The following is a 6,064-nucleotide window of genomic DNA, read 5'->3' as shown; positions in this document are numbered from 1 at the left end:
CGGTTTCGGCACGGGCCACGGGCGGCGCCATCACGCCGGCTTCATAGCCGCGCCAGGCCTGCCCCGCCTCGCTCACGCGGGCAGGCTGATAGGATGGTGTGAAGATGCTGCCCTGGCGCGCTGGTTGGGGCGCAGGCGGCGGGGTGAAGAGCGGCGCCGGCTCGACCGATTCGGGCTGCCAGGCACGCATCGCGCCGGCATCAGGCGCCTGGGCAGAGCGGCGATCGCCGGTGGAGAGGGCCTGGCGCAGGCCGGTGACGATCAATCCGCGCACCAGCGCGCTGTCGCGGAAACGCACTTCGGTCTTGGCGGGGTGCACGTTCACGTCCACTTCCTCGGCGGGCACATCGAGGAACAGCGCCAGCACGGCATGGCGATCACGCGCCAGCATATCGGCATAGGCGCCGCGCACCGCGCCGAGCAGCAGCCGGTCCTTCACCGGCCGGCCGTTGACGAACAGGTACTGATGATCGGCCACGCCACGGTTGTAGGTCGGCAGGCCCGCCACGCCCATCAGGTGATAGTCGCCACGCAGCAGATCGACCGCCACGGCATTGTCGGCCAGTTCGCGTGCCACCAGTTGTGCCACGCGCGCGGCCAGGGTGTCACCAGGCTGGACATGCAGCGCGCGACGCCCGTCATGCTCCAGGGTAAAACCGATATCGGGCCGCGCCATGGCCAGGCGCCGCACGACATCGAGGCTGGAGGCCCATTCCGAACGGGGGCTGCGCAGGAACTTGCGCCGCGCCGGGATCTTGCCAAACAGGTCTTCCACCCGCACCCGCGTGCCGGGCGGCAGCGCGGCGGGGCCTTCGTTCACCAGCGTGCCATGGTCGATGGTGCGTTTCCACGCCTCGCCATCGGCGCGGCTGCGGCTTTCGATGGTGACGCGCGCGACCGAGGCGATCGAAGGCAGCGCCTCTCCGCGAAAGCCCAGTGTTGCGACCAGCTCGATCGCCTCGTCCGGCAATTTCGAGGTGGCATGGCGTTCCAGCGCCAGTGCGATCTCGTCCGCGCGCATGCCGCAGCCATCGTCGGTCACCTCGATCAGGCCCAGCCCGCCTTCGGCCAGCCGCACAGAAATCTGCCCGGCGCCGGCGTCGATCGCGTTTTCAACCAGCTCCTTGAGCGCACTGGCGGGGCGCTCCACCACCTCGCCTGCCGCGATGCGGTTGATCAGCGTGTCGGGCAGACGGCGGATGACGCGGGGTGTGCTGGTCATGATCCTGGCAAGGTAGCGACGAACGTGCCCTTTTTCGAGACGGGCAGCATCACTTATCCCATGCCGGCAGTGCACAAAATATTGGGTTTTCCCCCCCGCTTGCGCTAATGAGCCGCCTTCCCCGGGCGCTCACTTTTGCGCATAGGCCACCCATTGCGGTTGGTACCGCGCGCGAATCACACGGATTTTCTGATGGCATCGATGTTTTCCCGATTCTTCAAGTTCGGTTCCCAGAACATTGCGATCGACCTCGGCACGGCGAATACCCTCGTCTATGTCCAGGATCGCGGCATTGTTCTCAACGAACCCTCGGTCGTTGCCATCGAAACGCTGAACGGCATCAAAAAGGTCAAGGCCGTGGGCGATGACGCCAAGATGATGATGGGCAAGACGCCCGACAGCATCGAGGCGATCCGCCCGCTGCGCGACGGCGTGATTGCCGACATCGAAGTGGCGGAAGAAATGATCAAGCATTTCATCCGCAAGGTGAACGGCAGCAAGAGCCTGCTGCGCTACCCGGAAATCGTGATCTGCGTGCCCTCAGGCTCCACCTCGGTGGAACGCCGCGCGATCCGCGACGCGGCCAGCAATGCCGGCGCCAGCCAAGTCTATCTGATCCTCGAACCGATGGCCGCCGCGATCGGTGCCGACATGCCCGTCACCGAGCCGGTCGGCTCGATGGTGGTCGACATCGGCGGTGGCACCACCGAAGTGGCCGTGCTCTCGCTGCGCGGCCTGGCTTATACCACCTCGGTGCGTGTCGGCGGGGACAAGATGGACGAAGCCATTGTCAGCTATGTGCGCCGCCATCACAACCTGCTGATCGGCGAAGCCACGGCCGAGCGGATCAAGAAGGATTACGGCATCGCCACGATGCCCGCCGATGGCATTGGTGAAACGATCCACATCAAGGGCCGCGACCTGGTCAACGGCGTGCCCAAGGAAATCACCATCACCCAGGCCAACGTGGCCGAGGCGCTGTCTGAACCGATCGGCGCCATCGTCGAAGGCGTGCGCATCGCGCTGGAAAACACCGCGCCCGAACTGGCCGCCGACATCGTCGACCAGGGCATCGTGCTGACCGGCGGCGGCGCGCTGATCCGCGGGCTGGACGAGCACCTGCGCGAGGAAACCGGTCTGCCGGTGAGCGTGGCGGAAGATCCGCTGTCGTGCGTGGCACTCGGCACCGGCCGCGCCATGGAAGATCCGATCTATCGCGGCGTGCTAATGACCGCCTGAGGAATGCCGGGATTGCAGCCAAGGATGCACGCGGTGCCAGGACGGTTCAGCCGGCCTTCATCGCGTCTCTGGCTTTGGCATAGTGTAGAGTATCAGGGGTAGAATATCATGGCGCGGTCGCCTGACCGGCGCCCGGGCTTTTCGCGCAGGGCGCAATACGGGATCTTTACTGGCTACGTGATCGCCATTCTGGGCGTCGTGGCGGGTCTCGTTGTGCTTGGCGTATCGATGTTCAACCCGGAAGCCTTTGCCTTTGCCCGCACCACCGCGAGCGAAGTGGCGCGCCCCCTGGGCCAGGCGGGCGCGGAAACGCGCAGCGCCAGCCAGGGTGTGTTCGCGGCGATCGGCGCCTATTTCAACGCCGGCCGCCAGAACGCCGCTCTCACCCGCGAAGTGCAGGCCGCGCGGGCCGATGCAGTGACGATGCATGCGCTGCAACAGGAAAATGCCCGGCTCAAGGCGCTGCTCGGGATTGTCGACCCCGCGTTCAAGCCGGTGACCGGCGCGCGCCTGATCGGTTCTACTGCCACCTCCACCCGGCGCTTTGCCGTGCTGTCCGTGGGCACCCACCAGGGCGTGCAGACCGGCCAGCCGGTGCGCGCCGCCGGTGGCCTGATCGGCCGCGTGGTGGAAACAGGGCCGGATACCGCGCGCGTGCTGCTGGTGACTGATCCTGATAACGTGGTGCCGGTGCGCCGTGCGTCCGATGGGTTGACCGCGTTCGTCCAGGGCGGCGCCAACGGCAAGATCGAAATCCGCCTGATCAACACCGGCGTTGCCACGCTGCACGTGGGCGATGTCTTTGTCACGTCGGGTTCGGGCGGGCTCTATCCGCCGGGCATCCCGGTGGCCGTCGCCACCCAGCCGCACCGCGATGGCGCCACGGGCCACCTGGCCAGCGATCCGGCCGATGCTGATTTCGTGGTGGTGCTGCCCGCCTGGCAGGCCAATGCCAAGGCCGCGCTGGTGGCCGCGCAAAAGGCCGCGCCCCCGCCGCCGGCCGACGATAACACCCCGTAAGGCCGCCCGCGATGCCGCTCCCCTTTCTGCCCGCACGGCCCGAAGACCTTGTGCGGCGACGCCTCAATCGCGGGCCATTGCCATTTCTGGCCAAGGGCTTGCCGTGGCTGTCGATCATGCTGGCATCGATGGTGACGTTCTCGCCGGTGGTCGCCTCGGCGCCGGTGCTGCCACCGCTCGGCTTCATGACCCTGCTGGGCTGGCGTCTGTTGCGGCCCACGCTGCTGCCGATCTGGGCCGGGCTGCCGCTGGGCCTGTTCGATGATCTTTACAGCGGGCAGCCGTTTGGCAGCGGCATCGTGCTGTGGTCCCTCACCATGCTGGCGATGGACGTGATCGATGAAAAGTTCCTGTGGCGCGGCTTTATCCAGGATTGGTTGACCGCTGCCACGCTGCTGAGCGCCTATGTCGTGCTCACGGCGGCCTTTGCCGGTCTGGTCACCAGCTATCCCCTGCCCGTCACGGTCGGTCCGCAGGTGCTGCTGACCGTGCTGCTTCATCCCGTGGTCACGCGCATTGTCGCGCTGCTCGATCGCATTCGCCTGCTCCCCCTCAAAAGGCTGTGACGTGAAGCAGAAGCTGCCGTTGACTTCGGCAATCCTGACCAACCGCTTTGAACGCCGCACGTTCGTGCTGGGCATGGCCCAGGCCAGCGTCGGCGTGCTGCTGGCCACGCGGCTTGGCTATCTCGCGGTGTTCGAAAACGACAAGTACAAGGCGGCGTCGGAAAGCAACCGCGTCAACCTGTCGCTGATCCCGCCGCGGCGCGGCTGGGTACTCGATCGCAATGGCGCCGCGCTGGCCTCCAACCGTGCCGATTTCCGCGTCGACGTGATCCCCGATCGTCTGGTCAATCCCGACGATACCCTGTCCAAGCTGTCGGGCCTGCTCGGGCTGACGGCGGACAAGGTCAGCGACATCAAGGACAAGCTCGACAAGGTGCGCGGATTCCAGCCGGTGGAAGTGGCCGCCAAGCTGGACTGGGACAAGTTTGCCGCCGTCAGCGTGCGCCTGCCCGAGATGCCCGGCGTGATCCCGCAGCGCGGCTATTCGCGCTATTATCCCACCGGGCCTTCGGTGGGGCATCTGGTCGGCTATGTCGGTCCCGCCTCTGCCGAGGATTACGAGCGCGAACACAATCCGCTGCTCATCACACCGGGTTTCAAGATCGGCAAGGATGGTCTTGAAAAGCATTTCGAAACCCGCCTGCGCGGGGTGCCTGGCGCGCGCCGGGTAGAGGCCACGGCAACTGGCCGCGTGGTGCGCGACCTGGGCACGCGCGAAGACGTGCCCGGCCAGCCGATCCAGCTCACCATCCTGGGCGGGCTGCAGGACTATGCGGCGCGGCGCATTGGCCTGGAATCCGGCTCGGTCGTGGTAATGGACTGCGCCACCGGTGACGTCCTCGCGATGGTGTCGATGCCGTGCTACGATCCCAACAGTTTTTCCGACGGCATTGGCCGCATCGAATGGAAAATGCTGTCGGAAGACGACCACGTGCCCTTGCGCAACAAGGTGCTGCGCGGGCTCTATCCCCCCGGCTCCACGGTCAAGCCGCTGGTGGCGCTGTCGTTTCTGGAAGCCGGGCTCGATCCCAAGGCCTCGGTCAACTGCGCCGGGGGCCTGCGCGTGGGCAACCGCGTGTTCCACTGCTGGAACCATCACGGCCACGGCCAGACCGACATGCTCAAGGGCATCTACCAGTCATGCGACGTCTATTTCTATCACTTCGCCCAGCAGATCGGCATGGACAAGATCGCCGCCATGGCGCGGCGGCTGGGCCTGGGCCAGGAATTCCCCATGCCCTATCCCGGCCAATCCTATGGCACGGTGCCCGATCCCGCGTGGAAGCTGCGCAAGTACCATAAGGAATGGGCGATCTATGACACTGTGAATGCCACTATCGGCCAAGGCTATATGCTGGTGAACCCGCTGCAGCAGGCAACGATGGTGTCGCGCATCGCCTCGGGCCTGCAACTTACCCCGCGCCTGATGCTCGACAAGCATGCCCCGTCCCCACCCTCGATGGGTTTTGCCCAGGATCACCTCGATCTGATCCATGCGGCAATGAACGAAGTGGTCAACGGGCGCGGCACGGCGGGCAAGGCGCGCATCCCCATCGATGGCGTGTTGATGGCCGGCAAGACCGGCACGGCGCAGGTCGTCGGCCTGCAACACGGCAATGGCAAGAACGTGGAATGGAAGCGGCGCGACCATGGCCACTTCATCTGCTTCGCGCCGTTCGACAAGCCGCGCTATGCCTGCGCCGTGGCGATCGAGCATGGCGGCGGCTCGCCCAGCGCCTATCCGATCGCGCGCGACGTGATGACCTATCTGTTCGATCCGGCCAAGGCGATGGCCGCGCTGGAGGAACTGGAAAAGGGCTGGGGCGGCAACGTGCAGCAGCGCATGGCCGCCCGGTACAATACCTTTGCCGCGCAATATGGCGCCAGTGCCCCGCGTGCGCCCGACGAGGCGCAAGCAAGCCAGGTGGTGGAAGACGAAAACAAGCCGCCCCCGCCGCCGGCCGCGCCGCAAACCGACGCTGCGCCCCCGGCGCCCGAACCCGATGCGCCGCAGCCG

Annotated in this window: 5 protein-coding genes; 4 read left to right on the top strand and 1 reads right to left on the bottom strand. The window is 66.3% G+C overall.

Annotation, left to right across the window (positions count from 1 at the left end):
* On the bottom strand, window positions 1–1,222 hold a 1,222-nt coding region (gene mutL, locus H926_RS0100575), incomplete at its 3' end, for a DNA mismatch repair endonuclease MutL (RefSeq protein WP_022674564.1).
* A gap of 192 nt (window positions 1,223–1,414) precedes the next feature.
* Between mutL and H926_RS0100570 the strand changes: the two genes are divergently transcribed.
* The 4 genes from H926_RS0100570 to mrdA form a co-directional block, all read left to right on the top strand.
* Window positions 1,415–2,461 carry a rod shape-determining protein gene (locus H926_RS0100570; protein ID WP_022674563.1) on the top strand — a complete coding sequence of 349 codons (1,047 nt, stop codon included), beginning with the start codon at window positions 1,415–1,417 and terminating at the stop codon, window positions 2,459–2,461.
* A gap of 108 nt (window positions 2,462–2,569) precedes the next feature.
* Complete coding sequence (gene mreC / locus H926_RS0100565; protein ID WP_022674562.1) at window positions 2,570–3,481, top strand: rod shape-determining protein MreC; 912 nt, start codon at window positions 2,570–2,572, stop codon at window positions 3,479–3,481.
* Between the two features lie 11 nt (window positions 3,482–3,492).
* Window positions 3,493–4,047 (top strand): rod shape-determining protein MreD, encoded by a 555-nt coding sequence (locus H926_RS0100560; RefSeq protein ID WP_028657394.1) that lies wholly within the window; start codon window positions 3,493–3,495, stop codon window positions 4,045–4,047.
* A 1-nt stretch (window position 4,048) separates the two neighbouring features.
* A partial coding sequence (gene mrdA / locus H926_RS0100555; protein ID WP_022674560.1) for a penicillin-binding protein 2 occupies window positions 4,049–6,064 on the top strand: 2,016 nt, incomplete at its 3' end.

The organism is Novosphingobium sp. B-7, from assembly GCF_000410615.1.
GTDB classification, from domain to species: Bacteria; Pseudomonadota; Alphaproteobacteria; order Sphingomonadales; family Sphingomonadaceae; genus Novosphingobium; species Novosphingobium capsulatum.
Note: the sequence above shows the minus strand (reverse complement) of the source record. Positions and strands in the feature narration are given on the sequence as shown.